This window comes from Niallia sp. FSL M8-0099, from assembly GCF_038006945.1.
Taxonomy (GTDB): Bacteria; Bacillota; Bacilli; order Bacillales; family Cytobacillaceae; genus Niallia; species Niallia circulans.
In genome coordinates, this window is the sequence record NZ_JBBOWF010000001.1 from 170,375 (window position 1) to 195,518 (window position 25,144).

Annotated in this window: 27 protein-coding genes; 18 read left to right on the top strand and 9 right to left on the bottom strand. The window is 35.9% G+C overall.

Annotated features, from left to right (window positions below; translation table 11 throughout):
* Positions 1-158 precede the first annotated feature (158 nt).
* The 5 genes from cax to NSQ92_RS00835 all read left to right on the top strand — a co-directional run bounded on the left by cax (position 159) and on the right by NSQ92_RS00835 (position 3,697).
* Entirely contained in the window at positions 159-1,223 is a 1,065-nt protein-coding gene (cax, locus tag NSQ92_RS00815; RefSeq protein ID WP_061799881.1) for a calcium/proton exchanger, read from the top strand.
* Positions 1,224-1,635: 412 nt separating this feature from the next.
* Positions 1,636-2,250 carry a YczE/YyaS/YitT family protein gene (locus tag NSQ92_RS00820; protein ID WP_047941716.1) on the top strand — a complete coding sequence of 205 codons (615 nt, stop codon included), beginning with the start codon at positions 1,636-1,638 and terminating at the stop codon, positions 2,248-2,250.
* 99 nt (positions 2,251-2,349) lie between these two features.
* Positions 2,350-3,174: a YfkD famly protein gene (locus tag NSQ92_RS00825; RefSeq protein ID WP_061799879.1), complete on the top strand. Its 825-nt coding sequence runs from the start codon at positions 2,350-2,352 to the stop codon at positions 3,172-3,174.
* Between the two features lie 141 nt (positions 3,175-3,315).
* Positions 3,316-3,441 (top strand): hypothetical protein, encoded by a 126-nt coding sequence (locus NSQ92_RS00830; RefSeq protein ID WP_341152237.1) that lies wholly within the window; start codon positions 3,316-3,318, stop codon positions 3,439-3,441.
* Between the two features lie 91 nt (positions 3,442-3,532).
* A complete protein-coding gene (locus tag NSQ92_RS00835) occupies positions 3,533-3,697 on the top strand; it encodes a hypothetical protein (RefSeq protein WP_341152238.1) in 165 nt (54 codons plus the stop codon).
* Positions 3,698-3,774: 77 nt separating this feature from the next.
* Here the strand turns inward: NSQ92_RS00835 and yfkAB are convergent, their stop codons facing one another.
* Entirely contained in the window at positions 3,775-4,896 is a 1,122-nt protein-coding gene (yfkAB, locus tag NSQ92_RS00840) for a radical SAM/CxCxxxxC motif protein YfkAB (RefSeq protein WP_047941714.1), read from the bottom strand.
* 194 nt (positions 4,897-5,090) lie between these two features.
* Here yfkAB and NSQ92_RS00845 point away from each other — a divergent pair, with 194 nt between their 5' ends.
* On the top strand, positions 5,091-5,579 hold the full coding sequence (locus NSQ92_RS00845) for a YtxH domain-containing protein (protein ID WP_047941713.1): 489 nt from the start codon (positions 5,091-5,093) through the stop codon (positions 5,577-5,579).
* A gap of 153 nt (positions 5,580-5,732) precedes the next feature.
* Here the strand turns inward: NSQ92_RS00845 and NSQ92_RS00850 are convergent, their stop codons facing one another.
* Positions 5,733-6,518 carry a tyrosine-protein phosphatase gene (locus NSQ92_RS00850; protein WP_047941823.1) on the bottom strand — a complete coding sequence of 262 codons (786 nt, stop codon included), beginning with the start codon at positions 6,516-6,518 and terminating at the stop codon, positions 5,733-5,735.
* Between the two features lie 234 nt (positions 6,519-6,752).
* Here NSQ92_RS00850 and NSQ92_RS00855 point away from each other — a divergent pair, with 234 nt between their 5' ends.
* The 10 genes from NSQ92_RS00855 (at position 6,753) to NSQ92_RS00900 (ending at position 15,506) form a co-directional block, all read left to right on the top strand.
* On the top strand, positions 6,753-7,358 hold the full coding sequence (locus NSQ92_RS00855; protein ID WP_061799877.1) for a TetR/AcrR family transcriptional regulator: 606 nt from the start codon (positions 6,753-6,755) through the stop codon (positions 7,356-7,358).
* A gap of 151 nt (positions 7,359-7,509) precedes the next feature.
* Positions 7,510-7,695 carry an SE1561 family protein gene (locus tag NSQ92_RS00860; protein WP_047941711.1) on the top strand — a complete coding sequence of 62 codons (186 nt, stop codon included), beginning with the start codon at positions 7,510-7,512 and terminating at the stop codon, positions 7,693-7,695.
* Between the two features lie 180 nt (positions 7,696-7,875).
* Complete coding sequence (locus tag NSQ92_RS00865; RefSeq protein ID WP_341152239.1) at positions 7,876-8,655, top strand: ABC transporter permease subunit; 780 nt, start codon at positions 7,876-7,878, stop codon at positions 8,653-8,655.
* A gap of 19 nt (positions 8,656-8,674) precedes the next feature.
* Positions 8,675-9,370: an ABC transporter ATP-binding protein gene (locus NSQ92_RS00870; RefSeq protein WP_341152240.1), complete on the top strand. Its 696-nt coding sequence runs from the start codon at positions 8,675-8,677 to the stop codon at positions 9,368-9,370.
* Between the two features lie 2 nt (positions 9,371-9,372).
* Positions 9,373-10,368 (top strand): aliphatic sulfonate ABC transporter substrate-binding protein, encoded by a 996-nt coding sequence (locus NSQ92_RS00875; protein ID WP_341152241.1) that lies wholly within the window; start codon positions 9,373-9,375, stop codon positions 10,366-10,368.
* A 12-nt stretch (positions 10,369-10,380) separates the two neighbouring features.
* Positions 10,381-10,893 carry a thioredoxin domain-containing protein gene (locus NSQ92_RS00880; RefSeq protein WP_341152242.1) on the top strand — a complete coding sequence of 171 codons (513 nt, stop codon included), beginning with the start codon at positions 10,381-10,383 and terminating at the stop codon, positions 10,891-10,893.
* A 243-nt stretch (positions 10,894-11,136) separates the two neighbouring features.
* Positions 11,137-12,675, top strand: coding sequence for a fumarate hydratase (locus tag NSQ92_RS00885; RefSeq protein ID WP_061799865.1), 1,539 nt, complete (start codon positions 11,137-11,139; stop codon positions 12,673-12,675).
* Between the two features lie 94 nt (positions 12,676-12,769).
* The gene (gene pdaA / locus NSQ92_RS00890) at positions 12,770-13,591 is read left to right on the top strand and encodes a delta-lactam-biosynthetic de-N-acetylase (protein WP_047941822.1); all 822 of its coding nucleotides are present in this window, start codon (positions 12,770-12,772) and stop codon (positions 13,589-13,591) included.
* A gap of 85 nt (positions 13,592-13,676) precedes the next feature.
* Positions 13,677-14,543 carry a DNA-3-methyladenine glycosylase family protein gene (locus NSQ92_RS00895; protein ID WP_445669255.1) on the top strand — a complete coding sequence of 289 codons (867 nt, stop codon included), beginning with the start codon at positions 13,677-13,679 and terminating at the stop codon, positions 14,541-14,543.
* A 90-nt stretch (positions 14,544-14,633) separates the two neighbouring features.
* Entirely contained in the window at positions 14,634-15,506 is an 873-nt protein-coding gene (locus NSQ92_RS00900; protein WP_047941704.1) for a YitT family protein, read from the top strand.
* Between the two features lie 44 nt (positions 15,507-15,550).
* Here NSQ92_RS00900 and hmpA read toward each other — a convergent pair whose 3' ends face one another.
* Entirely contained in the window at positions 15,551-16,759 is a 1,209-nt protein-coding gene (gene hmpA, locus NSQ92_RS00905) for an NO-inducible flavohemoprotein (protein ID WP_047941703.1), read from the bottom strand.
* A 170-nt stretch (positions 16,760-16,929) separates the two neighbouring features.
* Here hmpA and NSQ92_RS00910 point away from each other — a divergent pair, with 170 nt between their 5' ends.
* On the top strand, positions 16,930-17,388 hold the full coding sequence (locus NSQ92_RS00910) for an RrF2 family transcriptional regulator (protein ID WP_047941702.1): 459 nt from the start codon (positions 16,930-16,932) through the stop codon (positions 17,386-17,388).
* A gap of 485 nt (positions 17,389-17,873) precedes the next feature.
* Complete coding sequence (gene rlmD, locus NSQ92_RS00915) at positions 17,874-19,283, top strand: 23S rRNA (uracil(1939)-C(5))-methyltransferase RlmD (RefSeq protein WP_341152243.1); 1,410 nt, start codon at positions 17,874-17,876, stop codon at positions 19,281-19,283.
* Positions 19,284-19,298: 15 nt separating this feature from the next.
* Here rlmD and NSQ92_RS00920 read toward each other — a convergent pair whose 3' ends face one another.
* From NSQ92_RS00920 to NSQ92_RS00945, 6 genes are all read right to left on the bottom strand, one after another.
* Positions 19,299-20,780 carry a recombinase family protein gene (locus NSQ92_RS00920; protein ID WP_341152244.1) on the bottom strand — a complete coding sequence of 494 codons (1,482 nt, stop codon included), beginning with the start codon at positions 20,778-20,780 and terminating at the stop codon, positions 19,299-19,301.
* 8 nt (positions 20,781-20,788) lie between these two features.
* A complete protein-coding gene (locus NSQ92_RS00925) occupies positions 20,789-20,947 on the bottom strand; it encodes a hypothetical protein (RefSeq protein WP_341152245.1) in 159 nt (52 codons plus the stop codon).
* A gap of 281 nt (positions 20,948-21,228) precedes the next feature.
* A complete protein-coding gene (locus NSQ92_RS00930) occupies positions 21,229-21,672 on the bottom strand; it encodes a recombinase family protein (RefSeq protein WP_341152246.1) in 444 nt (147 codons plus the stop codon).
* 364 nt (positions 21,673-22,036) lie between these two features.
* Positions 22,037-23,548: a recombinase family protein gene (locus NSQ92_RS00935; protein ID WP_341152247.1), complete on the bottom strand. Its 1,512-nt coding sequence runs from the start codon at positions 23,546-23,548 to the stop codon at positions 22,037-22,039.
* Positions 23,545-24,927: a recombinase family protein gene (locus NSQ92_RS00940; protein ID WP_341152248.1), complete on the bottom strand. Its 1,383-nt coding sequence runs from the start codon at positions 24,925-24,927 to the stop codon at positions 23,545-23,547. The genes NSQ92_RS00935 and NSQ92_RS00940 overlap by 4 nt, the downstream gene beginning before the upstream one ends.
* Positions 24,920-25,102 carry a hypothetical protein gene (locus NSQ92_RS00945; protein ID WP_341152249.1) on the bottom strand — a complete coding sequence of 61 codons (183 nt, stop codon included), beginning with the start codon at positions 25,100-25,102 and terminating at the stop codon, positions 24,920-24,922. The genes NSQ92_RS00940 and NSQ92_RS00945 overlap by 8 nt, the downstream gene beginning before the upstream one ends.
* Positions 25,103-25,144: the final 42 nt, after the last annotated feature.

Sequence of the window (25,144 nt, forward strand, 5' to 3'; positions counted from 1 at the left end):
AGATTTTTTTAGAGAAGTAAGAATATTATTTTTCTTTTCCTAAAGCAGTAAAATTTCTTGAAAATTGGTTATATTTAGGGAAAGTAGCTGTATAATAAGTTTAGCCTCCAGCCGGATGGGAAAAATAAATGAAGGTGATAGTGAAAGGAAGCGAAAAAATGGTTAATAAAATATTTATGATTGCAGCATTTATTGGGGTTCCATTATCGATAATAGGTTCCTTGTTACATTGGTCAAGCATTCTTATGTTTGTTATTTACTGTCTTACCATCATCGCGTTATCGAGTTTTATGGGGAGAGCAACAGAAAGCTTAGCTATTGTCGCTGGCCCTCGAATTGGTGGATTATTAAATGCTACTTTTGGGAATGCTGTAGAATTAATAATTGCTATATTTGCTTTACGTGAGGGGTTAACAGAAGTAGTATTAGCATCCTTAACTGGATCTGTGCTGGGGAATCTATTGCTTGTAGCTGGGTTGTCCTTTTTTATCGGCGGGTTAAAGTATAAGAGACAGCAATTTAATGTTTTTGATGCTCGTCATAACTCAGGACTGCTGATTTTCGCCGTTATCGTTGCGTTTGTTATTCCTGAAGTTTTCACGATGAATATGGGTGAAGGAAAAACATTTTCTTTAAGTATTGGGATCGCTATTATTTTAATTGTATTGTATTTGGCAGCACTTTTATTTAAATTAGTAACTCATCGCGGGGTTTATCAAGTGGAAAAGAGTGGAGACCACGGTCATGCTCATGAGGAAACTCCAGAATGGTCTGTGAAAAAAAGTATTGCTATTTTGGCGATTGCAACACTAGCAGTTGCTTATGTGTCAGAAAACCTAGTACATACTTTCGAGGTAGTTGCAGAATCCTTTGGCTGGTCTGAGTTATTTATCGGGATCATTATTGTGGCGATTGTAGGAAATGCTGCAGAACATGCTTCTGCTGTTGTAATGGCATACAAGAACAAAATGGACATAGCGGTTGAAATTGCGATTGGTTCAACGTTGCAAATTGCGATGTTTGTTGCACCGTTATTAGTATTAATTTCCTTGTTTTTCCCAAGTGGATTATCATTAGTCTTTACGCTGCCAGAACTTATTAGTATGGTAACAGCTGTATTGCTAATGGTAAGTATTTCAAATGATGGAGAGACAAACTGGTTTGAGGGAGCAACCTTACTGGCAGCTTATGCGATTATGGGAATTGGGTTTTATTTGCTTTAAGACTATATAATTTAGAAAAACAAGGCCTAGCCGTTTTCTTTACAACGGCTAGGCCTCTTTTTCTTTATTCACCTCTTTATTTTTCGATAATAAATTTTAAGTATTCGTTGATTTAAATATGTTGTTTAGGGAATCTATCATGTCGCTTCCATCGGATCACCAACCTCTTTTCCTTTTGTAATGTGGATTACATTCTGATTGATGAATATTCAAAGGTTTATATTTTCCTCCTTTACTAAAATCCAAGCGATCTAAATAGCTGCCCTCCTTTTATTTGATGATCTTATTATACAATAATATTTAATAAATGTAAATATTCTGATTATTTATTTTTAAGGATAAAGGACAAGTTTTAAGTTTCGTATGCATATGAATGAAAGTAAGAGGATGGGTGGAGAAAGGGGTTTAATCTATGTCGTCATTGTTTTATCGATGGCTTTTGTACGTTGGCGGGCTTTTTATATTAGCGTTTGGGGCAACGTTGACTATTAAGGCTAATTTAGGAGCTGGTCCTTGGGATGCTCTTAATGTAGGCTTGTCTCATTTGGTAGGATTAACAATCGGAAGCTGGATTGTTATTGTAGGTATCCTCCTTATATTTGTTAATGCTTTTCTTTTACGAAAAAGACCAAATTTATTATCTCTTGCAACCGTGTTTATTCTTGGCTTTTTTGTTGATTTTTGGATGGCGCATCTTGTTAATCGTCTTCATTATTTTATGTTTATGAGTCAATTACTTTTACTTATTGCTGGGTTAATTATTGTTGGTCTAGGGATTGCTCTCTACTTACAGTCTGAATTTCCTTTAAATCCCATTGATGATTTTATGGTTACCATTCAGGAGAGATATGGAGTCAATCTTATGATGGCTAAGCTAATTGGAGAAATACTTGCTTTATTGTTCGCTTTTTTAGTAAAAGGACCTATTGGGCTTGGTACCTTAATCATTGCTTTTGGACTTGGTCCAGCTATTCAATTTTTCCATCCATACTGTTCTAAGCTGACGGGAAAATTTGTAATTAAATAGAAGGAAAGAAAAAAATTATTTTATAATGGATAATCTTGATGAACTCCGAAAAAAATAATCATAGTGATGGATGATTATTTGAAGGGAGTTCAAATTGCTATGTACAAGAAAATAATGATTGTGCTTTTATCTTTTTTCTTAATGCTTCCAATGTTCACATATGCGGAAAAAGCAAAAGAGAAAGAAAAAGAAGAAAATCCACCGAAATCCAAAATTATTACCATACCTAATGCAGTTATGAATATAACGAAGGAAAATACGTATCCAAACCCAACACAGGATGTGCCTAAGCTACAACCTAGTGAGTTAACACAGCAGCTTATTAATTCTTCTAAAGTGAAAATCGATAATCCAGATTTGATTCGTATGTTGAATGAGTCTACGGTTAATAGTACGCCATTTGCTCTTGGCTATAAAGCAATTGTCTATTTAGGACAATGGCCGCTTAACTATGAGTCAACAGAAACGGCGCCAAATTGGGAGTATCAGAAAATAAATACCAATTTCTATGATAATCGTGGTGGGAAATCATCCTACCAGATCCATTATGTGCAAGAATCACAGAAAAAAATTAGGGGCGGCTTAACTGCAAAAATTCCCAATGCAGAACAAGTGAAGAAAATGATGCTTGTAAAAGCAGCTCAAAATTCAGGATTATCTCTTGCTTTTGAAACAGTGGTTGGAACAGGAACGAAAAAGGACCAAGTATACAATATCCCAGCTAAAAGACTTGGATATTTATACGGTTATGCACCTGCAGTTAATGAAAAAGGAAAAGTGACATATGGTGAAGTATACATGATGCTTAAAGGTAGCAAAAAATCCATTATAGTCAAAAATGTAACTTCTCAAGGAATTGGTGCATGGATTCCCGTCCAAGATCATATTTCCTTTGAATTTAGCGCAAGCGAAAAACCGAAATAAATGGATGGATAAAAGGCTGACTATGGATGTCAGTCTTTTTTTTTGTTAGGAGAAGGTGTTGGGGAGCGAACAGGAATAGAGAGTGGATCGGAGAAAGTGGCTTTTTTATGGAGGATGAAAAGCTAAACAAGGAGGGGATAATTGGAAAAAATGGTGTTCATAAGAGAAATGAAAACCAAAAGAAGGGAAGCTAAGTGGAAAAATGGTGTTCATAGGAGGGATGAGAGCAAGAAAAGCGGAGAGGAAAGAGAAAAATGGTGTTCATAAGAGATATGAAAACCAAAAGAAGGGAAGCTAAGTGGAAAAATGGTGTTCATAGGAGGGATGAGAGCAAGAAAAGCGGAGAGGAAAGAGAAAAATGGTGTTCATAAGAGATATGAAAACCAAAAGAAGGGAAGCTAAGCGGAAAAGTGGTGTTCATAAGGGATATGAAAGCCAAAAAGCGGAGGGAAGAGAGAAAAATGGTGTTCATAAGCCAAAAAGAAAAACAGCATTTCTCCTTACCGTAAACATATACCAATAGTACAAAATCATCTTGCAAAAACGCCCACAACGCACAATAAAAAGTGTCCATCAACTATCAATGGACACTACTTTTTATTATCGACTAATTACTGCTTTTCTTGTTGTAAAATCCACATCTTGATAGTAACTGTTTTTTACAAGGACATTTGGTCCAAGGCATTTAACAGCAGGACAATGGCAATTTAGCGAACGAGCTAAATCAGTGGATAGCCATTTTTGGAAGATATCTTCTAAATGATCTGTTTGAATATTGCCAAGTGCTGGAGTGTCACCGAAATCAGTAACAATTACATCTCCAGTAAAAATATTAACGTTTAAACGAGAACGACCATCAGGATCGTTTCGAACTGTAACATTTTTGCTAGAATAAAGGCGATTTAATAACTGTAGATCTTCTTCTTTCGTATTACACGGATAAAATGGAAGGGTACCAAATAGCATCCACACATTTTCATCGCGAATATCGAGAAGGTGATTGATGCTGTCACGAATTTCATCTAGTGATAATGTTTCTAAAGCAGAAGCGAAATCTGAAGGGTACATAGGGTGAATCTCGTGTCTTTGACATTTCATCTCTTCAACAATTTGCCGGTGGATATGCTCTAAATATGGGAGTGTACGCTTATTTAGCATGGTTTCGGCAGAGACAACTACCCCAGCTTCTACTAAAGCTCTACTATTTGTAATAATGTTGTTAAATAGCTTCCCTCTTTGTTCGTAAGTTGGTTTTCTTGTCATCATCGCAAAACCTCGTTCTGCAAATTCCTCTTCTGTTCCCCAGTTATGAGAAATATGCAGCACATCTAAATAAGGAATTACGGGTTCGTAACGGTCCAGACCTAGTGTTAAATTTGAATTTAACTGTGTTTTTACTCCGCGGCTATGTGCATATTTAAAAAGAGGGACCACATAATTTTCTACAGATTTTCGGCTCATCATTGGCTCTCCGCCAGTAATACTTAGTGAGCGTAGATGCGGAATTTCATCCAGTTTTTTTAGTAATAAATCAATCGGTAAAGCATTCGGGTCTTTTGGTTGAAGAGTATAACCAACAGCACAATGCTCGCAGCGCATATTACATAAGGTTGTTGTAGTAAATTCAATGTTAGATAAGGTTAATTTTCCATGCTGCTCCATATCCATATAAGCTTCCCAAGGATCAATGCTTGGAGAAATTATGTTTTTTTCAGTAATCATTATAAGCTCCTTTATAAAATAAATAGTTAAACTATATCTATGTGTAAAAAAGGTATAGAATGCTTTTTTCCATTGTTAGGGATAAAAGGCCCCTTGTCATTATTAAAGGAAAAATCCTATCTGTCAAACGTTTTTGTTTAAATATTACGTAGGCGGGAAAAGAATCTTTAACGAGAAGAAGGGAGATGAATGATATGTCTAATGCAGCAAATCAAGGAAATAAAATTGTAACAGGCTTAGTAATTGGAAGTGTCATTGGTGTCACAGTTTCTCTAATTGATCCAGCTACCAGAAAAAGAACGATGCAGAAATTCGAGAATTTAAAAGATGGAAGCACTCGCATTGTTCAGAGTTATAAAGATAACCCAGATGAATTTAAAAAGGATTGGAAGGAAAGATTCCATCGTTCTTCTGATGCCATGAAAGCTATTACGAATGATACTCAGAGATTGTACAAGCAAATTCAATCCACTGTGCGTGAGCGTTCCAAGGACTTAAAAGAAATTACGGAGGATTTCAGACAACTCTACTTTCAAACAAAGAGACAATATAACCAAATTACGAATAAGATAGCTACTACGAAAGACCAAATTATTGAATCGTCAGAAATGAAAGAAGGAACCCAGCTTCCTGCTGTTAGAGAAGAGATGGAAGTAAAGGAAAAGGGGACAGCCCTACAATAATGTAGAGAAAAGGAGCATCTTAAGTCTTAGAAGATGCTCTTTTTATGTAGCGGTTGTCTTTTATTTAATAAACTTGCTGGGTAGAAAGTAATTTTCTCTAAATCCATCTTCACATGTAAAACTTCTATATTTAAGATCATAACTCATAACTTTCTATTCAATTAATAATTGTTTGAGCTTGTCTAAATTGCTTTGAGGAATATTACAAGCCACCAGAAGATAAGTTTCTATGTTTCCGTACTCTTCGATGATTTTTCTATATACGTCTTCTAAATAATCACGCTGAACCTCTAACATGGGTTTTAATCGTTCTGGCGATACTTGAAACAAACTCATCCATCTAATAAAAGTTTCGACTTTCTTCATACGAGCAGCTATTAACTGATTTGATACTAGATATTCGTTTATAACCGCTTCATATGGGACACCCACAAGTAATTGAATAATTGCTGATACAAAGCCAGTTCGGTCTTTTCCTCCTGTGCAATGAATCAGGGCAGGAATATTTTGCTGGTTTGAAAGAAAGATAAGAATTTCGCGAATTTCCTTATGACAGCCAAATGCCATATGTTCATACATTTCTTTCATGATCTTTTCAAAATCAATGGTATTTGACTTGCTAACTAGAAATTTAAAGAATTCAAGACGGGTGAATTCTCGGCTTTTATCATGGATGGATACATTTAATAATTGAATTCTTTTTCCAGTCGGGATACGACTTACCTTTGATTTTTGCTCATTAGGTGTTCTTAAATCACAAATGGCTTTTATATTCAATTTATCGAAGGTTTCCAAATCTTTGTTGGATAACTTAGATAACTCTTCTGAACGAAATAATACACCAGCTTTCATTTTGCGCCCGTCACTGGTTGTCATGCCGCCAATATCACGAAAATTATATAATTTTTCAAATTCAAATGCTTTTTCTAAGGTCTTCATTTTCATCTCTCCATCTTTATATTCAATATTGAAAGGAGAGGAAATAGATCTAACAATGAATTTCCCCTCCATCGTTATCTCTTTATGTGAACAAAAAAAGGTCTTATAGTCATATAAATTCAAAAATATACTATTACTTATTTACTTTTATTTACAAAGAGATTAAGATAAGTATAAACATTATATGACTAAATGTCTATAAAAAGTCATAAAAATATTAAAAGGAGATTTATCATGCCTAAATTTACAAAACAGGAAAAAGAGCATATCCATCATGCCCTTATGGAAAAAGGAAGAGAAATTTTTATACAGTATGGACTGGCTAAAACAACTATTGATGATATTGTACAGGCATGCGGGATTGCTAAGGGCTCATTCTATAAATTCTTTCAATCTAAAGAGGAGCTTTATTTTGAAATTCTAAAAAATGAAGAAGAAGTACGTGAGACAGTTCTTGCTGAGTTATTTCGTGAAGATCTTTCTCCGAAGGACTTGCTTACTTCATTTTTTCATACATCCTTCACATTTGTGGAGGAAAATCCCTTTCTTCAACGTGTGTTTCAGAGTGATGAACATGAAAGACTTACAAGAAAACTTCCGGAACAGATGGAAGAATTCTCGCGGATACATACTCAAAGAGGAATCAATGCTATCAAAGTTCTTATGGATCGTGGAGTCTTACCTAAAGAGAATCCAGAATTAACGGTAGGAGTTATCCAAGCGATTATGATGATAAGATTGCATAAAGATGAAATAGGAACAGAGCTTTTTCCTCAAGTGATGGATAGAATTATCGATTATATAGCTACAGGGTTAGGGAAGGAAAGTGTCAATAAATAAACAGAAAGGAGCATCTTGACTAGATGTTTCTTTCTTTTTCCTCTATGAATGTGTAAAAAAATAATACCTGTGCCAAGCTAAAAAGAGGAAGGTTGCCGAAAGAAGAAAAATTCGTTACGATTAAGAAGTAGTTTTGAAAGGAGAGAATACATTGGGTAGTTCAATTACAGATAAAAATGAGCAAGTTACTTTTCTAAAGACAAGATTAAATATGTTTATGGATGTGCTAGATGCCATTGATCCAGAAGAAGCTGAACTAGAGGATATTGATCGCTTAATTGAAATGATAGATGAAATTGAATCAAAATGTAATGAGTTTAAACATAGAGATTTATAAAACCGATTCATAGTTCCTATCAATAAAAAATAAATTTGTTTAAAAACACTCAGCAGATGGGTGTTTTTTTATGCGCTAATTTTACTGATAATTAAAAATTTTAATGTTTACAAATCCGATTGGAATTACTATAATAAAGAACGTTACAATCAATTTTACAGTGTTTGGAAGGTGGAAAAAGTGAAAAGAAACAAAAGGTGGTATGACAATCCATATGTACCATGGATCCTTCCTATTGTCCTTATTGTACTTTGGCAAATTCTGGGGCAGTTTCAGATTATTACTTCCTCTATTTTGCCAACTCCAGTAGAGGTTATAAAAGCAGGAATTAGCTTATGGGGGACAGGCGATTTACAAGAACATGTGTGGATAAGCACACAGCGGGCAATTATCGGTTTCGTCATTGGGGGAACATTAGGATTTATTTTAGGTTTATTTAATGGGACCATTTTATTTTTTGAAAGAGTCATTGATACATCTATTCAAATGATACGAACGATTCCACACTTAGCATTAATTCCCCTTGTCATACTCTGGTTTGGGATTGGAGAGAGTGCCAAGATTTTCTTAGTGGGAATAGGGGTTATGTTCCCCATTTATATCAACACATTTAATGGCATTAAAAATGTTGATCGGAAATTAGTAGAGATGGGATCTGTTTATGGTTTAAATAAATGGCTGCTTTTTAGAAATATCATCTTACCAGGTGCTTTGCCGTCTATTTTAGTCGGAGTCCGGTATGCTCTTGGAGTCATGTGGACTTCCTTAATTGTTGCGGAAACGATTGGTGCCGATGCTGGAATCGGATTTTTGGCAACAAATGGTCGAGAATTTATGCAAATGGATATTGTTGTATTAACAATTGTTTTGTATGCCATCTTAGGTAAATTATCCGATTTTCTCGCAAAACTGCTCGAACAAAGATTTTTAAAATGGAATCCCGCTTATCGACGAGATTAAGATGGAATGAGGTGATGATATGTTCAAAATAGAATTAAAAGAGGTAGCAAAAAGTTTCGGTACAAATGAAGTACTAAGCAACATTAATCTATCACTTGAACAGGAAAGCTTTACGGCAATTGTTGGGCGTAGTGGATGTGGCAAAAGTACATTGCTTCGAGTCATTGCAAAGTTAGAACAGCCTTCAAAAGGCAGTTTGCTTTTTTCTGGCGAAGGAGAGCGAGAACCTAAAATTAGGATTATGTTTCAAGATGATCGTCTGCTCCCTTGGAAAAATATTATAAAAAACATTGAACTAGGAGCAGATAAAGAAGATGATGCGATAAACTCACTGGAACGAGTGGGATTAATCGAAAAGAAAAAGGATTGGCCAGATCAATTATCAGGTGGTCAAAAGCAGAGAATTGCCCTTGCCCGTGCTTTAGCGAGTAATCCTGATATTCTTCTATTTGATGAGCCACTTGGAGCGTTAGATGCACTCACACGATTGGAAATGCAGAATTTAATAGAGGAAATATGGCAGCAACGAAGATTTACTTCTCTTCTAGTAACCCATGATGTAACAGAAGCAGTCAGGTTAGCGGATCGGGTTATTGTTATTGATAAAGGAATCATTCAATTAGATGAAATTATTGAGTTGCCAAGACCTCGTGAACGCAATGATAAATTTACTTACTATGAAACAAAAATACTTAATCAGATATTAGGGGGATAAAGATGAAAAGATTATCACTATTTATCGTTGCATCATTCGTAGCTATTGTTTTAGCTGCGTGTGGAGATAAGGCTTCAACGGATACTAAACCGTCGGGAGACAAGGATAAAGAAGTCATTACAATTGGCTATCAAAAAGGGAATACATTAAATATTCTAAAAGAGCATGGGAATTTAGATAAAGCCTTAAATGATGCTGGCTACCAAATAGAGTGGAAGGTATTTCCGACAGGAACTGTTTTGTTGGAGGCTTTAAATACAGATAATATTGATTTCGGACATGCTTCTGATGGTAATGCTGTATTTATGCAAGCTGGTGGGCATCCGTTACATTATGTGGCCTCAGAAGCCCCTTATCCAGAAGGTGTAGCCCTAATAGTCAAAGAGGACTCATCAATCCAAACAGTTGAAGATTTAAAAGGAAAAACTATAGGTGTTACTCAAGGTGGAAATCAGCACTATTTATTGCTAGTTGCATTGGAAAAAGCAGGCATTGCATTAGATGATGTGACAATAAAATTCTATAAGGATGCTGCTGAAGGATTAGCTGCATTTACAAAAGGTGAATTTGATGTATATGGCACTTGGGATCCATATTTAGCCATTGTTGAAAATAAGGTCGATACTCGAACAGTAATCAATGGGAAGGACCTGACAGAAAATCGGACATTCTATTTTGCAACAGATAAATTATTAAAGGAAAAACCGGAAGTTACAAAAATAATTTTAGAAGAATTACAAAAAGCAGATCAATGGGCAAATGAAAATAAGGACGAAGTCGCTAAAATCTTAGCTTCTGAGCTTGGTTTAGAGGAAGCACCATTACAAAAGGCAAATGATAGAAGAACCTTTGGTGTGCAAAAAATAAATGAAGATATAATTAACAGTCAACAAAAGCTTGCGGATACTTTTTATTCAGCTGAGCTACTCAAAAAAGAAATTAGTATTAAAGACGCGGTAACAACGGATGATTCTATTATTCCCACTAATATAAAATAAGGAGGAAAGATCATGTCAAAACTAAAAAATGCATTTTTAAGTTACGGAAGAGAAGATGCCCCAGTAAAAGTAGAGGTGTTTTTAAATTTAGCATGCCCCTACTGCGCTACTTTCTTTGCTGCAGCAGATCAAAGCTTAAAACCATATATAGAGAATGGAAAAGTGCAATATGTGATTAAGCATTATGATAAACCACGTGAAATGCTATTGTATGGCACATTGGCAAACTTATTTTTTGATTATAATGAGCCAGAGCGCATCTATGAAATTATGAAAGATTTATTTGCGAAACAAAGTCAATGGAGTGAAAAGGATAGTGACTTTATTAAGCAAATGTTAACAGAAACATATGGCTTGAAAGAAGAGCCGGCAACAATTGATATTAGTTTAAAAATTACCGCAGAGGCAATCGAGCGTCAAGTAAAGATGGTACCAACTGTCTTTATTAATGATAAAGAATTCCAATTCCCAGTAGAAATTGATGCACAGCAATTAATAGATGAAGTAGAGAATGCATTATCTTAATACTAGACGTCTTTAAAGTGGGGACGTTTAGAAACAATGATTTGTAAAGAAGAGATCTCCTATAGATGAAGGATATCTCTTCTTTTTCTATATAGAAAAAACAAATTTATAGTAATTTTCTGTAAACGATTGCAAATCACTTCTCTATCGCCAAAGAGAAGAGTATAATTTTTGATAGGGAGTATGTATGTAATATAAAATGTGCAAGATTGGACTTGCGCTTTTCAAATGAGGGGGAGAAGCATGTATTTTGAAAATCTAAAGAAGAGTATTTACGATTTAATTGTAGAAACATCGACCAATCTTCCAAAAGATGTGCGACGTGCAATTGCGAAAGCTACTGCATCAGAAAATGCTGGCACTCGTTCAGCGATGAGTTTAGCGACCATTACGCAAAACATTGGAATGGCAGATAAGGAAGTCTCACCTATTTGCCAAGATACAGGGCTGCCAACATTTAAAATTAAAACACCTATTGCTGTCAATCAGCTGGATATAAAAGCAGCTATTTATGAAGCGATGGAGCTTGCAACGAAAAATGGGAAGCTCAGACCAAACTCCGTTGATTCACTTACAGGGGAAAATAGCGGGAATAATTTAGGGGCAGGGACACCTGTCATAAAGTTTGAACAGTGGGAAAAGGATTATATCGATATTCGTTTAATTTTAAAAGGCGGAGGCTGCGAAAATAAAAATATCCAATACAGCCTTCCATGTGAATTAGAAGGTCTTGGCCGTGCTGGTCGTGATTTAGACGGAATTCGTAAATGTATTCTTCATTCTGTATATCAAGCACAAGGGCAAGGCTGTAGTGCTGGTTTCATTGGAGTCGGTATCGGTGGAGACCGTTCTGCAGGATATGATTTAGCGAAAGAGCAGCTATTCCGCTCTGTCGATGATACAAATGATATTCCAGAATTAGCGGCGCTAGAAGCGTACATCATGGAGAATGCGAATAAACTAGGAATTGGTACAATGGGATTCGGCGGGGAAACAACACTGTTAGGCTGTAAAATTGGCGTAATGAACCGTATTCCCGCAAGCTTCTTTGTATCCGTTGCTTACAATTGCTGGGCATTCCGCCGTTTGGCTATCTCCGTAAATCCTGATACAGGGGAAATTAAGGAGTGGCAATATCAAGAAGGAGATAAAATCGATTTCAAAGCAGATACGGAAGAAAATGAAGTAGCGGCAGCAGAGGAAGTCATTATCCTTCAAGCACCAATTAGTGAAGAGGAAATCCGTCAATTAAAAGTCGGAGATGTTGTCCAAATTAATGGAATGATGTACACAGGGCGAGATGCGATCCATAAATATTTAAGTACAAATGATGCTCCTATTGATTTAAATGGACAAATTATTTATCATTGTGGACCAGTTATGCTCAAAGATGAAGATGGAAATTGGCATGTGAAGGCTGCTGGACCAACAACAAGTATTCGGGAAGAGCCTTACCAAGGGGATATCATGAAAAAATTTGGTATCCGCGCAGTGATTGGAAAAGGTGGTATGGGTGCTAAAACACTAAAAGCATTGGAAGAGCATGGCGGTGTCTACTTAAATGCCATTGGCGGAGCGGCCCAATATTACGCTGATTGCATTAAATCGGTAGAAGGTGTAGACCTTATGCAGTTTGGAATTCCTGAAGCGATGTGGCATTTAAAGGTAGAGGGATTTAAAGCCGTGGTGACAATGGATGCTCATGGTAATTCTCTTCATCAAGATATTGAAATGTCTTCTTTAGAAAAATTAGCGCAATTTAAAGATCGTGTATACAAATAAATGTGGTGAGAACGGCTAAAAGCTTAGCCGTTTTTTTCTTTGCTTGTTATTACCAAGAATGAATTCCTCCAGTGTACAGAAAATAACAAAAGGAATGAACGGCAAAGGAGGAATTACATTGAAATTAGCAATCAAAACGTTTATTTGCTTTTCTGCTTTTTGTTTATTTGCCCTTCCTGTAGGAGCGAGTGTATCCAATAAACCGCTAAGCTGGGGATTTAAAAAGGGAGCAAATGAACAACCGGCAGAAGCAGGGCAAGAGTTAGATACTTTACTGGAAAAGTATGGTGCTTATTATAAAGATACCAGTGAAGATAAGGTACTTTATCTAACCTTTGATAATGGCTATGAAAATGGATATACAGGAAAAATTCTTGATGTTCTCAAAAAAGAAAAGGTACCTGCAACGTTTTTCATTACTGGTCATTATTTAAAAAGCGCTCCAGATCTTGTTAAAAGAATGGCTGCGGAAGGTCATATTATTGGAAACCATTCCTACCATCATCCAGATTTTACACAAGTTAGTGATGAAAAATTAAAGCAGGAGCTTGATTCCGTTCTGAAAGAAACAGAAGCACTAACAGGGAAAAAGGGAATGAGTTACTTACGTCCCCCGCGTGGTGTTTTTAGTGAGAGAACATTAAAGCTTGCTCAAGAGTTAGGATATACACAAGTGTTCTGGTCATTAGCCTTTGTAGATTGGAAGACAGACCAGCAAAAGGGTTGGAAGTATAGCTATGACAATATAATGAAACAAGTTCATCCGGGCTGTATTTTATTACTTCATACTGTTTCAAAAGATAACGCAGAAGCATTAGAACAAGCAATTAAAGATTTGAAACAAAGAGGCTATACCTTTAAAAGCTTAGACGATTTAACATTGAAGAAAGAAATGGATGAAGGAATCATGCAATAAGAATTGTAGTATGCCCAATGAGAGAATTCCTTCTCTTTATTGGGCTTTTTCATGCTATAATACAAGAAAAAAACAGGTGATCACTTTGCATACCGTTAAAATTGAAGGACCTTATAATTTTGATCTCGTCTTAAGCAGATTAGCCTTAGATCCACTACATGTACTAGATAAAGAAGCAAGATGGGTAAAAGTACCACTTCGTATCGATAACAAACCAATCGTGGTGAAGATACAAGCAACTGGAATAACGGAAAAACCAACATTTCGCTTAGAGTGGGAGGAAATAGATTCCTCATTGCATGACCTCATTTATAAAGAAATCCGCAGAATTTTCCGGTGGGATGAATCATTGCTCGCCATTCATGAACATTTTCAATCAACCAAATTAAAGCCGCTCTTTGAGGAGCATTATGGAACACCGATTGTATTAGATTTTCATCCTTACAACAGTTTAGTAAAGTGTATAATCCATCAGCAGCTAAACCTAAAGTTTGCCTTCACCTTAACCGAGCGTTTTGTGACTACATATGGTTTTCAAAAAGATGGTGTCTGGTTTTACCCAGCACCAGAAACAGTAGCAAAGCTTACTGTCCAAGAATTGCGTGAGCTGCAATTTAGTACAAGAAAAGCTGAGTATATTATCGATCTTTCCAATGAAATAATAAAAGGTAATTTAGATACCGCAAGTTTAGAAAAAAAGTCTGATGACGAAATTATGAAAGAATTAATCCGCTATCGAGGAATAGGCCAATGGACTATTCAGAATCTATTATTATTTGGATTAGGAAGGAATAATCTTTTTCCCATTGCAGATATAGGGATTCAAAATGCGCTGAAAAAGCTTTTACAATTGGATCAAAAGCCGACAAAAGAAGAAATGGAGGCGTTGCTCCCGGAATGGCATCCGTATTTAAGCTATGCATCCCTATACCTATGGAGAAGTATTGAGTAGCTCTTTAGCCTTATCTTTAGTTGTTAACAATTAACTATGGTAAAATATAAATAAGTTGATTATTTAAATAGTTTGAAACGAGGAAAGTAAATGGAGAAAAAGACACAGAAAAAACCAAAGAAGCTTATTATGGCTTCAAGAGCATTATTAGTTATTATTGGAGGAATTATCACTGGATATGGGCTGGAAGCAGTGCTTATTCCTAATGCAGTATCTGATGGAGGGGTTACTGGTTTAAGTATCGTTGGTTCTCAGTTAATGGGATTCCCCCTTGGAATTTTGATTGGAATACTAAATATTCCCTTTATATTTTTAGGATATAAACAGATAGGAAAAAGTTTTGCTATATATTCGGTTATCGGTATACTTTCTTTAGCTATTAGTACAAGCTTAATGCACCATGTCCCGACCATCATTGAAGGAGATACGCTTCTAATAACAGTTGTTGGCGGGATTATTATCGGTTTTGGAATGGGTTTAGCCTTGCGTAATGGTGGAGCATTAGATGGAATTGATATGTTAGCTGTATTGCTTTCAAGAAAATTACCATTTGGAACAAGTGATTTAATCTTATTTTTAAACTTGTTTGTATTTATTTTCGTATCTACGGTATTTGGTCTTCAAGGAGCTATTTTATCCGCGATTGCATACTTCATTGCCTCTAAAGTAATCCACATTGTAGAAGAAGGTTTAAGTGGATCCAAAACGTTTAAAATTATTACAGATGAACCAGAAGTAATGGTTGAAACCATTCGTGACCGCCTAGGTCGGAGTGCGACATATACACTTGCAGAAGGCGGATACTCAAATGAGCCATTTAAAGAAATTACATGTGTAGTCAGCCGGATGGAAGAAAGAAAAATGAAAGAGATTATCCATGAATTAGATCCGACAGCATTTGTCGCTATTTATGATGTATCAGAAGTAAAAGGCGGTAACTTTAAGAAACGGGATATCCATTAATAGAAAAAAGCCAGTTGTCAGCGGACAAATGGCTTTTTTCTTTCTTATAACTTCATAGAAGGACCAAAGAATTCATAATGAATATGACTATCATCAATCCCATTTTTCTTCAATCCTGTTATCACTGCTTGTAAAAATGGAACTGGGCCGCAGACATAGTAATGTCCATCTGTCGTAATGGCATTCTCTTTTAGCCAGTCTGCATCAATATAGCCAGCCTTTTGGAAGAATGGGTTTAGCTTATCTTCTTCGGAAGGATTTTCGTATATATAAGAAAGAGTGAGATTCGTAATTTTTTCTTTCAGTTGGATTAATTCCTCTTTGAATGCTTGGATGGAACCACTTCTTGCAGAATGAATAAAGTGTACCTCGCGATTGGGCTGCTCTGTTGCAATACTTCCTACCATGCTCATAAATGGGGTGATACCAACACCCCCACTGATAAAAACAATTGGGTTTTCTTCTTTTAAAAGGGTAAAATCACCAGCTGGAACGGTAACTTCTACTAGATCATCAACATTAATATCGCTATGAAGATAATTAGAAACTTTGCCATCCGGATTTTCTACTGACGCTTCCTTTTTAACGGAAATACGGAAATATTCTTTATTGCTGGCACATGATAGGCTGTACTGACGGTTAAATAAGAATTTCTCCCCAGGAATGGATAAGCGGATGGTAATATATTGACCTGCTTCATAGGCTGGTAACGAACTTCCGTCAGCTGGAGCTAAATAAAAGGACGTAATAACATCACTTTCATTTACTTTCTTTATCACTTTAAATTCTTTATAGTCAGACCAACCGCCATTTTGAGAAGCACTTTCTTCATACATTTCTTTTTCGATATCAATAAATACTTGTGCAATTACACCATAAGCATCAGCCCATGCTTGGATAATTTCATCTGTTGCAGCATCTCCTAGGACTTCTTTAATCGCTTTTAAAAGAAATTCCCCGACGATTGGATAGTGCTCGGCTTTCACCATTAAACTGCGGTGTTTGTGGGCGATTTGTTTTACAACTGGTATAATAGTCTCAAGCTGATCAATATTTTGTGCTGCTGCTAATACGGTATTAGCAAGAGCGGTTTGCTGGCGTCCTCGTGCTTGATTAGCATGATTGAAAATATTCAGCAGTTCAGGGTGGGCAGCAAACATATTTTTGTAGAAAACAGTAGTTATTTGTGTACCATGGACTTGTAATACTGGTACAGTAGATTTAATGATGTCAATTGTTTTTTGTGATAGCATTTTTATAACCTTCTTTTAAAGTAATATTTTAAATACATCTTTAATGATAGGATTCTGTCTCGATAAAAGCAATATTTTAAATACATCTTTTTCACTGTTTTTAACATGTTTAACAAAATGTTCACAATTTCACTATCAGAACCGTAAAAATAACAAAAGGAGATAGAGTTATGCGGTTAACCAATTATTCTGACTACTCTCTAAGAGTATTAATCTATTTGGCAACACAAGAACAGCCAAAACTAACAAATATCAAAGAAATATCGGAAGTTTATAATATATCGAAAAACCATTTAATGAAGATTATTTTCAATCTCGGGAAATTAGGCTATATAGAAACAATCAGAGGAAGAAGCGGTGGTTTTCGCTTAGCAATGGATCCAGCAGATATTAATATTGGAGCAGTTATCCGCCAAACAGAGGAAAACTTCTATTTGGTAGAATGTTTTGATGATAATAATGCCTGTGTCATCACGCCAGTATGTTCATTAAAGCATGTTCTAAATAATGCATTGGAACAGTTTTTTAAAGTATTAGACCAGTATACACTAGCAGATATAGCAGAAAATCAGGTGATGTTAAAAGATTATTTTGCTCTGAAAAACAAAGCAAGTTCAGAAGAGGAATAATCTGCTTTTTTAGAAAATGTATATAAGAAAAAAGGCTGAACATGTTAATCAGCCTTTTTGTTGTTTCTATATTCACTTTTTTATTCTTCTTTTTCGTTCTCTGCTGGTGTTTCTGTTTCGGTATCTTCCGTTTGGTCATCTTTTTGGTCAGAGCAGCCAACTAACATTCCTGCAAAAAGCAAAGCAGTCTCATTCCCAATGTTAACTTCTTGAAATTCAAAAGAATCACCTCAACAAAGTAATTTTTCGTACTACCTTAGTATAGAAAAGGATTATTAATCTACTATTAAGCCAATGCTAAATCATGTAATGAATTTCAGTTCCATATACCTAAGGAATATATTTTTTATTAGGTGGAAATTTTTTTCAGCTTCTGTGAATAAGCAAAACTGGATATTTCCCCAAAGAAGCTTTAGTATAGGAAGAAGACAGAATGAGGAAAGATAGTAGTACCTTTTAATAGAAGATAATAGGAGTAATTATAGATGAAAGATAAACAGCAAAATATGATAGCGAAGCTGAAGGTAGGACAAACCTTCCCGTTGACAATAAAACGTTTAGGGATCAACGGAGAAGGAGTCGGCTATTTTAAAAGGCAGGTTGTATTTGTGCCAGGTGCTCTTCCAGGAGAAGAAGTGGTAGTTGAAGCGACAAAGGTTCAGCCCAAGTTTTCAGAAGGAAAGGTAAAGAAGATAAGAAAGTCCTCGCCTTTTCGCGTACAGGCACCATGTCCTTTTTATGAACAATGTGGAGGATGTCAGCTTCAGCATTTAGCCTATGATCAGCAATTGCAGGAAAAAAGAGATATAGTTATTCAATCATTAGAAAGACACACAAAGCTAAAAATCGATAAATTGGATATTCGCCCAACAATCGGCATGGAAGATCCATGGAACTATCGTAATAAAAGCCAATTCCAAGTGGGACAGCAAAAAAATGGTGCTGTGATTGCAGGGCTATATGGACTTGATTCCCATCGCTTAATCCCCATTCAGAATTGTATGGTACAGCATCCATTAACGAATAAAGTATCAGAAGAAGTCCGCAAAATATTAGAAGAATTCCAAGTGCCAATCTATGATGAACGGAAACAAAAAGGGATCGTCCGCACGATTGTAACGCGCGCTGGCTTTGAATCTGGAGAAGTGCAAGTTGTACTGATTACGACACAAAAAGAAATGCCAAGAAAAAAATTAGTAATGGCCGAAATTCAAAAAAGATTACCAGAAGTGAAATCATTAGTGCAAAACATCAACGGCAATAAAACGTCTCTTATTTTTGGCGATAAAACAATCCATTTAAGCGGGGAAGAAGTCATTCAAGAAACACTAGGTGATTTAAACTTCGAATTGTCAGCAAGAGCTTTTTTCCAATTGAACCCTGTTCAAACAGTAAAGCTGTATGATGAAGTAAAAAAAGCAGCCGCGTTAACAGGAAAAGAAAAAATAGCGGATGCTTATTGTGGTGTCGGAACTATTGGCTTATGGCTAGCAGATGGCGCAAGGGAAGTCCGCGGAATGGATACAATCGAAGCCGCGATTACAGATGCGCAAAAAAATGCAGATAGACACGGTATCGAAAACGCAACCTATGTAACAGGTACAGCAGAACACTGGCTGCCAAAATGGGTAGAAGAAGGCTGGCGCCCAGATGTTGTAGTCGTTGACCCGCCGAGAACAGGCTGTGATCGAAAACTATTAGACGCAATCAAAAAAGTAAAGCCGAAAAAGTTTGTCTATGTGTCATGTAATCCCTCTACCTTAGCGAAGGATATTGATTATTTGTCTAAAGATTATAAGGTGGAATATTTGCAGCCGGTTGATATGTTTCCGCATACCGCACATGTTGAGGTAGTATCGCAGATGATTTTAAAAGAAGAAGCAGGTTCCCAATAAGGGGAAATCCTGCTTCTATTCAAATGTTGGGGCGGCAAATCGGTAATGTATTACCGGAGTGCCGTCTTCTTTTACATCGATTCGATTAATGAGGCGATGTAATAATTCAGGTGTTAATTCATCAAAATTAAGAAATTGGAGAAGCTCTTGTTTAAGCTTATCGATATTATCAATGATTTGCTCACTTTCGAGCATCGAAATTATTTCATTTTTCTTTTCAGCAAGTTGAGAGAGTTCGTTATTGTTATCTTCTACCATTTCTAAATACTCATCATGCTTGATTTTTTCATCAGCAAGCAAATTGATGAATTTCTTTTTTCGAATTTTTAACACTTCGATTTGCTTGTTGAACTTATCCAGCTTTTGTTGGATATCCTTCTTTGATTTCTTTGACTTTGCCTCAAGTTCTTTCAGATATTGTTCTTTATCAATTTCTTGAACAAGTTTTTGGATATCATATAAAATCGTTTCTTTGAGAAAATCCTCTTTAATCGTGTGAGAGCTGCAAGCCTTTTTACCGTGACGAGCGTAATTACCGCAAATGTAACCATGTGGTCTATTGCTTCTATACCACATTCCCTTTCCGCAGTCGGCACAGAAGAGGATGTTCGTAAATAAGTGAAGCTTCGGAGCCGTAATGAATTTTTTGCGCTGCTTCATCAGATTTTGTACCGCTTCAAACATATCCCTTGAAATGATGGGTTCATGGGTATTTTCAAAGATATACATTTCATCTTTCTGTTGTTTCTTTCGTTTTTTGCTTGTGACACTTACTGTGGTCGTGCGTCCTTGAACTAAATCCCCAACGTAATGAGGATTTGTAAGAATGAGCTTGATTGTGGAATCATTCCATTTATCACTCGCATTTTTCTTCCCTGCAACATCAGCTGGTGTTTTGACTCCTTCATTGTAAAGTCGTCGTGCGATACTTTCACGACCACTACCTTCAAGATACTCTCTATAAATTCGTCGCACAATGTCAGGTGTCTCATCTTTACGAATATAAAGCTTACCTTCCACAACCTCATAGCCGTATGGAGGATTGGACCCTTTAAACAATCCCTTTTTTGCACGTGTTTTCAATGTTTCTTTTACACGATTGCTTGTATTTTGAGATTCTTGTTCATACATCCAAGCGTACAAACCAAACATATTGGTATTGCCGGTTAATGTGTTGATCGCATTATCCAATGTGATAATGTGGATCCCTTGATTTTCGCAAAGGTTTTTGATTTTGTATGATAACTCACCGTTCCGAGCAAGCCGTGATAACTCTTTGGCTAAGATGATATCGAACTTTTTGTCTTGAGCGTCTTCGATCATTCGTTGAAGGTTTTTTCTCTTTGCTGTTGTCCCGGATTGAACATCTACGTAAAATTCGTAGATGTCCCATCCTTTTTCTTCAATGAATTTATAAAATAATTCTTTTTGATATTTTAGTGATGCTTTTTGTTCCTCTTTGTCTGTTGATACTCGAATATAAATTGCACATCTCATGAAGCATCTTACTCCTTATCGTTTGATTGAGATGTAGCAGTGTTCACCTTGTTAGCATTATTGACAAGTTCCTCAATTTTATTATCAATGATTGCTTTAATTACTTGAGTAAATGCCAGCTTGGGATCTGTGTAGATTCGTTCTGCAGAAAGAGTGTTTTTACTCATTAAGACCGCCCCTTTCTATTTAAGTTAAGGACGTTTGATTTAACCTTATTTTTATGAGAATCATATAGGAATTCAGATAACAATCCTTCTACTTTTTTTAGATATTTGAATGCTTCAGGATTCATTCGGCTGTATAACTCGCCTTTGCTAATATTACTTGTTTGCATTGATTAATGCTCCTTTCATAATAAAAACCGCAGAAAATTACATAATCATCTAATGATGGCTATGTAACCGCTGCGGTTTTCGCTTGTTGTTGGGTTACGATATATTATTGAAAATTACTTAATTTGTTCTTCTAATATGCGTTTCTTCTTACCATATTTGATTCGTTGGCTCATGATTTGAGTCTCATGTTCAATTATCCAAGCATAAAGACTAATTAAATCTACATTTCGTTGCTGAGTATTAATGGAACCATCTAATGTTATAATATGAATTTCATTCAATTCACACAGCTTCTTCATTTTAGACGATTGTTCAGGATATCGAAATAATCGTGAGGGGTCTGTCGAAAGAATAACATCAAATTTATTATTTTGGGCATCTTCAATCATCGCCTGTAGATTTTTATGCTTATTGGTACCTGAACCAATATCAATATATGAATTGAATAACTCCCATTTTCGTTCTGTAATATAGCGTTCAAGTCGCTCAGTTTGTGTTTTTAAGTGGTAATCTTGATTGTTTTTGCTTGCTGTTCGAATATAAATTGCACATTTCATTATAATAATTTCTCCTTTAAGTTTTTAAAATTGAGTAAACTAAAATTGTCTAACATATTTAATAGCTATTTATTTCCCTCTAAAATCTTTTAATCAGTAATTGGTTAACCGGAATACATTATATCTTCGTAATTTTATATTTGAAGACTTTTTCATAAAAAATTATGATTTTATTGCAGTTTAAACTTTCGGTTTTTTGACCATAAAGTAAATATATGGTTCGGTTTATTAACCATCGAAGTATTCTTCGATGGTCAGAAAGCCGAAAGGCTACTCCCAAAAAGCATTGATATCAAGGGTTTTTGAGAGTAGAGAACTACAAACGATGGAGTTTGAATTCGTTGCTTAGAAGAATTTCGGTTTCTTAACCAGTCAAATTCTCTCTATTGCCAATTTTTTCGGTTAGCTGACCAGTTGTTACCTCTAACGAAATAAATGGAGAAAGACGATAACTGATCTGGATTTCGTTGTTTTTCTCAAAATCAATCATCACTTCATCGAAATACATTAGGAAGAAGACTCGTAATTCGGTATCTGAAAAGTCGTAAAAACTCTCCTGTATCAGCTCATTCATAAATGCATCGAGAAAGTTGTCTTCAAGTAATCGATTGATTTCATCCAGTGTTGTATTGATATACATAATTTCACCTTGCAAGTGTATTTGTGAAACTGAGAAAGCTTCAGCCAATAGGGTGTTGGTCGTAATATCAGGTGCGAGCATTTTCTCATTATAGAGTGATTTTTCTAAAAGTCCCTTTCGCTTATTTTTAGCCTTTAGGAGTTTCGCAGACCAGCCCTTCAGTTGTTCCTTAGCACTTATTACAAAGGTTGAAAGTTGAGTATTCCACTTGCGTTGCAAATCATTTAAAACGGTTTTGTGAACAGGAATGATAGATACAGTTTTCTTGCATTCTGTACACCGATAAATCATGTATTTACCTTTTTTACCTTTGGGAGAATTGTCTTTTGCTTGAAGCAAAGCATCACATTTCTTACATTTAATTATTCCACGAAGGTAATAAGGCGTACTCATTGTACCGTATTGAGCTTTCAATTCGTTGATTTGATTTACCAAATGAACAAGTGTCGGACTGACAATGGAGTCATGCGAATGCCTTAACAAATCAATTTCAGATTCCGGTTTAGATCTGCTGATTTCATAGCTCGTTCTAACATTCCAAGCTAAATTTCCAGAATAGACGCGGTTGGATAAAACATAACCAATGGTGCTACTATTCCAATACTTAATCTTGTTCGTTCTTATCTTGCATTTGTTAAAATAATCAGCTATTACATCTTGCGAGTGTCCTAGACTTGTTAGATAAAAGATGAGTTCTACAATTGGAGCATCTTTACTTGGATATAAGATACCATCAACCATATCGTAGCCAACGGGTACACGAGAGCCGGGTCGTTTTTTTTCTCCAAGTAAACTTGCTTGAGCATCCTTTGCTCGGACGGATTTTATTTCCGATTCCTCTGCAGCAAAAACAAGCTTGGCTTGTACAATAGGGTCGTTAGGGTTCCAAACACCATCATATTGAGTGCTGAAAAACCTTACGAATGGATATTGTTGTTTAACAGGGGTGTAGACCTCATTATAAAAATCTGTGATACTACGGGTAATTCTAGATTCTTCGTAGAAGCAGATCGCTTCTGCGCCATTTTCAATATCCTCAAGAATCATCTGGATACCTTGACGTTTACTGGCATTATTGTGATAGGCACTTGTTGCTTTGTCCGCACGCCATTCAACAATTTCTAGATTTTCTCTTTCAGACAACAGTTGGATTTGGTTTTTCTGAATTTCCAATGAATGATTACCATCTTGTTTTTTATCTGAATAACGTAAATAGGCGGTTGCTTTTGTCCTCATGATGCATTCCATTCCTTTGCAAATGTTGAAAGAAATAGATCAATTCCTATATAGGATTCATGAACTATGACATCATGAACAAGCAATTCCGTTAATCGTTGAATGTCTTGATGCGAAAGGCTTAATTCTTGTTGAGATAAAATCTTGTCAATCCTTCTAATCTCATTACTTAATAGTTGTAAAGCTAATAAATCTTGCCCAATCTTATTGGATTTGTCCTTTAACATTTGAATTCTATCCAAGTATCTAGAAATAACAGATTTGCTGCTTAGGTTAATGGTACTTAGCTCAAGTGAAGATTCAAGATATTCTGATGTTGCGATATCCTTTTCATGTTCTAATCGTTTCTTTGTATTAGCAATATGTTTGGACATAATCTTATTGGCTAACTGGGCAGACATAGACTGTACATGCTCCAGAACAGCCTGCCTAACGGAATCATTTAATTCAACAACTGTAATCATCTGCCTTTTATGATTGGCACTGCAAACGAAATAACCTTCATCCAGAACGTTTTGCTTGCGATGCTTCATTTTATTTCCGCATTTGCCGCACAATGGTGTTGTCATGAACAGGTTATTAACCTCATTAAGCCTTTCTTTATAGATAGCTAGAAATTCATCTATCTGAGACTTGGCTACCAAATATAAATCTAAACAGATTATAGGTTCTACATGATCCATTGGGTGCAACCCATTTTTCGAATCGTAATGAGCAGCGTAAAATGGATTGGTTAAAATTCGTAGTCGTTTCTCAGGTTGATTTAGTCCCTTGTGGCGTGTCATAAAAAAGTTAAAAAATTGCTCTTCGTCTTTCACATTACTAAACTCAGTGAATAGTGAAACAATAGAATCTCGCTTTTCCTCATTCACGACAAAATTAACTTGATTTTCTTCCTTTATACGCTTATATCCAAAGATGCTGGAAGGATACTGCTTGCGGGTATCACTGGTACGTGTTCGAATATTTTCGCCTTCCATCTGTCCGAACATTCCATAAAATGCTTCTAGAGCTAACTTATTTCGGAATGGCGGTTCATTGCTAGCTGTATAAACAACTTCCACATTATATTTAATAAAAACTCTCGTGATATCCACAAACTCATAAAAGTTTCTAGCGAAGCGATCCCGCTTATATCCAATAACCTTTTTAACTTTACCTTCTTGTATTAGTTGGATTAACTCCATCAGTTTTGGTCTATCCTTCATTTTGAACTTTGTTGCAGAAACGTCATGATCGGTTAGTTTGATCACAAAGTCCTCTTTTCCGGTTAAACCCTGTGATTCAAGGTATCTCCTAGCTGCAGAAAGCTGTAACTCAAGACTTTGGGCAGCTGAACTGACACGGCCATAAATGACCGTTAAATCTTTTTCATTCATGGTAAAATCCTTTCAAATTATTATTTTTACTAATCAATAAAGCCTGAAGTCTATAATCGTCTTTAGTAATATGGTCCAACAACGCCTTCTCAATAAAGCGCTTGAACCACAGTTCTGAGTCAGACGATAATTCCTCGGAGTAACTGACTTTAACGACACGATACTTCTCGGCCATAGCTTCCCCTCCCATCAAGTATTTGCTTACCATCTTTGACGT